Source organism: uncultured Stenotrophomonas sp. (assembly GCF_963519925.1).
Taxonomy (GTDB): domain Bacteria; phylum Pseudomonadota; class Gammaproteobacteria; order Xanthomonadales; family Xanthomonadaceae; genus Stenotrophomonas; species Stenotrophomonas maltophilia_AE.
Map to the genome: position 1 here is coordinate 1 of NZ_CAUQPH010000215.1, position 4,139 is coordinate 4,139.

3 protein-coding genes are annotated in these 4,139 nt (G+C 65.6%); all 3 read right to left on the reverse strand.

Annotated features, from left to right (window positions below; translation table 11 throughout):
* Window positions 1-419: 419 nt before the first annotated feature.
* The gene (gene pstS, locus RWO33_RS19560; RefSeq protein WP_314107061.1) at window positions 420-1,439 is read right to left on the reverse strand and encodes a phosphate ABC transporter substrate-binding protein PstS; all 1,020 of its coding nucleotides are present in this window, start codon (window positions 1,437-1,439) and stop codon (window positions 420-422) included.
* Between the two features lie 510 nt (window positions 1,440-1,949).
* The gene (locus tag RWO33_RS19565) at window positions 1,950-3,161 is read right to left on the reverse strand and encodes an OprO/OprP family phosphate-selective porin (protein ID WP_314107063.1); all 1,212 of its coding nucleotides are present in this window, start codon (window positions 3,159-3,161) and stop codon (window positions 1,950-1,952) included.
* A 181-nt stretch (window positions 3,162-3,342) separates the two neighbouring features.
* Window positions 3,343-3,978 carry an endonuclease III gene (gene nth, locus RWO33_RS19570; protein WP_186308855.1) on the reverse strand — a complete coding sequence of 212 codons (636 nt, stop codon included), beginning with the start codon at window positions 3,976-3,978 and terminating at the stop codon, window positions 3,343-3,345.
* Between the last annotated feature and the right edge of the window lie 161 nt (window positions 3,979-4,139).

The window sequence follows — 4,139 nt, forward strand, 5'->3', positions numbered from 1 at the left end:
CCCGGCGTCGGCCGGAGGCCGACACCTCCTCCTTTACTTCGCCTCCAAGGGTATGCCGCCCCGGCACTCGATCCACCGGCGTTGTCCTGGCTTCGCTTTGCCCGCGCGTGCCGGAAGCCTTGCCCCGTCGCGGCCGGTAGGCTCCTGGCAAAGTAAAGGAGGAGGGGGCGGCCGCAGGCCGGCGCCGGGGGACATTTGCACAGGGGCCTGCCGGCCGCGGCGGGCTCCCCACGCTCGTAGCGAAGTCGATCGAAGCCATTGCCCCACGCTTCTACAAAAAAAAGCGCGGACCTTTCGATCCGCGCCGCTGGTGCCGCCAGGGGGAGAGAGGACCTGGCGACACCGATGCCGCGTTGTGTACCGACCAACGGTCGGTACATACCGGTTGGGTCACGACCGTTGGTCGTGACGCACCACGATCAATATTTCAGGTTCTGCGACCAGTAGGTCTCGATCTGCTTGACCAAGGCGTCCGGCAGCGGCACGTAGTCGAGCTGCTTGGCCTGGGCGTCGCCGTTCTTGTAGATCCAGCGGAAGAATTCCTGGGCGGACTTGGCGCCGGCCGCGTTCTTCGGCTGCTTCTGCACCAGGATGAAGTTGGTGGCGGTGATCGGCCATGCTTCGGCACCCGGGGCATTGGTCATGACCAGGTAGAAGTCCTTGGCGTTCGCCCAGTCGGCGCTGGCGGCAGCGGCGGAGAACGATGCGTCGCTCGGCTGCACGACCTTGCCCGACGCGTTCTTCATAGCGGTGTAGGCCAGCTTGTTCTGCAGCGCGTAGGACAGTTCGACGTAGCCGATGCCGCCCTTGATCTGCTTCACGTAGGCGGCCACGCCTTCGTTGCCCTTGCCGCCGATGCCGGCCGGCCACTGGACCGAGGTGCCTTCACCGACCTTGCTCTTCCAGTCCGGGCTGACCTTGGACAGGTAGTTGACGAAGTTGAAGGTGGTGCCCGAGCCGTCGGAGCGGTGCACGATGGTGATCTTCTGGTTCGGCAGGGTGACGCCCGGGTTCAGGGCGGCAATCGCCGGGTCGTTCCAGGTCTTGGTCTTGCCGAGGAAGATGTTGGCCAGGGTCGGGCCGTCCAGCTTCAGCTGCCCCGGGGTGATGCCCGGAACGTTGACCACCGGCACCACGCCGCCGATCACCGACGGGAACTGCGCCAGCCCGGCCGAGGCCAGCTCTTCCGGCTTCAGCGGGGCGTCGGAGGAGCCGAAATCAACGGTCTTGGCCTTGATCTGGGCAATGCCGCCGCCCGAGCCGATCGACTGGTAATTGACCTTCTTGCCGGTGGCGGCGTTGTAATCGGCCGACCACTTGGACATGACCGGGTAGATGAACGATGCGCCCGCGCCGGTCACATCGGCGGCATTGGCGGCGAACACGGACGACGCGGCGAGGACGGCAACGGCGGCGCGCGACTTGAAGGCGTGGATCACGGGTGGCTCCTGGGATGGATGGTGGTGCGGGGTTTCCCGCCCGGTGCCTATTCCATAACGGTTCAATGACAGCGCGACGTCTGTCATATGACGGCCGCATGACATGGATGGCGGGTGGTTGCAGCCACGCAGGGCGTGGCTCTACGGCGGGGGGCGGGGTTTGGTTGGTCGGTGGTTCCAGCCACGCAGGGCGTGGCTCTACGGGGGGCGGGCGGGGCTTGGTTGGTCGGTGGTTCCAGCCACGCAGGGCGTGGCTCTACGGCGGGCGGGCGGGGTTTGGTTGGTCGGTGGTCCAGCCACGCAGGGCGTGGCTCTACGGTCCGCGTGTGGGTTGGTTGGTCGGTGGTCCAGCCACGCAGGGCGTGGCTCTACGGTCCGTGTGTGGGCCCGGTAGGGTCGGTCGACAGACGACCGCCGTGAACTGTTCAACGCCCGGTAACGCATGGACATGGAACAAAGAAAGGGCGCAGCCCAAGCTGCGCCCTCTTGATCAAACCGGTGCCGCGAGACTTACCAGAAGAACTGCAGGCGGGCTTCCAGGATGTTCGGATCGTCGTTGACGAAGGTACGGCTGGCCGAGCTGTACTTCTTGCTGTCGACCATCACGTAGTTCAGCGCGAACTTGGTGTTGGAGCGCCAGTAGTAGTTCACGCCCACGGTCCAGATGTCCATCTTGCCACCCAGCACGCCGTCCACGATCGGCGGGCGACCGGCAACCGGGTTGGCGTTGAGATGACCGTCGTCCAGGTTCATCGAGTCGTAACGCGCACCCAGCTGCCACATGCCGCGGCCCGGCTCGTCCGGCAGGCCGGTGGTCGGCACGCCGCTCTTGTAGCCCCAGCTTTCACCGGTGATGTTCCACAGGCCGCTGACGTAGAAGCCGTCGCTGGTGTAGTTGTCGCGCGTCATGCGCTTGGCTTCGCTGGTGTAGTACTCGGCCTGGGCCTTGAACGGACCGCCGACGTACATCGCTTCGGCGCCGATGGTCTTGACCCGGTCGGTGTCGGTCATGTTGCCGCTGTCGACCAGGCGCGCGGTGGCCAGGTCGGCGTTCGGACGGGCGCGCACGCGCAGGGTGTCGGCGTCGGTGTCGTAGTCGACGTAGCTCAGGCCGAAGTGCAGGACCTGGCCCTTCTCATTGATCGGCGCCCAGGTGCCGCGCGCGCCATAGCCGCTGCCGTGGGCCAGGTTGCGGGTCAGTTCGCGACCGAAGGCGCTGGCGGTGACCGACCAGTTGTTGTCGCCGAAGCTGTACGCGCCACCCAGGCGGCGGGCGACAGCATAGGTGTTGGTGACCGCGGCCTTGGAGATGAAGTCGTTGTTCTTGGTGCTGGACAGCTCTTCCAGGCTGTTGGGCTGCTTGAACTGGCCCAGCTGCACGAAGTGGTTGGCGTTGCCGGCCAGCTTGTACTTGACGTTGGTGTCCAGGAACTTGTCGGCCTTGGCGTCGTAGCCGACCACCCATTCCACGTTGCCCGGGCCCTTGCCCTTCAGCACCAGCTCGGCGCGGCGCAGTTCGAATTCGCTGTCCTTGCCGTTGGCGGCATCGCCGCCATTGAGATCGGTCACATCGTTGTCGAACCAGTTGCCGTCGGCCTGGACCAGGCCTTCGAAGGTGATCTCCGAGCCGCCGATCACGTCGATGGCCACTTCAGCGTGGGCGGCCGGCACGAACAGCGCAGCAGCCACGGCCGCAGTGAGGAGTTGGCGATGCAGTTTCATGGAAAGGAGCCTTGCAGGCAGGTGGGAAGATGCTGCGCAGGCTAATTAGTGAAGATTGCGTAAATATGACAGTTTCAGGCAAAGCAGCCCCGGCCCCCGGGCAAGCTGTTGCTGGGGTTGCCAAAACTGCCCGAAACAGATGACTGCCCGGTTGCGCGCAGATGGCAGTGGCCGACGTGGCTCAGGCGACGGTCTTCTGTTTGAAGCGGCACAGGTCGCGGATCACGCACTGCGGGCAATCCGGCCTGCGCGCCTTGCACACATAGCGGCCATGCAGGATCAGCCAATGGTGCGCGTCGAGCAGGAACTCGCCCGGAATCACCTTGACCAGCAGGTCCTCGACGGCGCGCACGTCCTTGCCGGGCGCCAGGCCGGTGCGGTTGGCGACGCGGAAGATGTGCGTGTCCACCGCCATCACCGGCTCTCCGAAGGCCGTGTTGAGCACCACGTTCGCGGTCTTGCGACCGACCCCGGGCAACGCCTCCAGCGCTGCGCGGTCGCGCGGTACCTCACCGCCATGCTGCTCGACCAGCAGCCGGCACGTAGCGATCACATTCTTCGCTTTGGCGTTGAACAGGCCGATGGTGGCGATGTATTTCTTCAGGCCCTCTTCGCCGAGCGCCAGGATCGCCTGCGGCGTATTGGCGACCGGGAACAGTTTGCGCGTGGCCTTGTTGACCCCCACGTCGGTGGCCTGCGCGGACAGCGCCACGGCGACCAGCAGTTCGAACGGTGAGCTGTACTCCAGTTCGGTCTTCGGATGCGGATTGAGTTCGCGCAACCGCGTGAACATTTCAACGACGTCGGCCTTGGGCATGCGCGCGCTGCGCGGAGCGGCCTTTGCAACGGAGGTCATCAGGAAGGTTTTCCAGCAGCCCTGGCTTTGGCGCGCGCAAGAATCGCCGCAGCCGCAGGCGGCAGGGCCGGCTTCAGATCGGGAGTGGGGGCCGGCGGCGCGCGCCGCGCATCGCGTTCGGC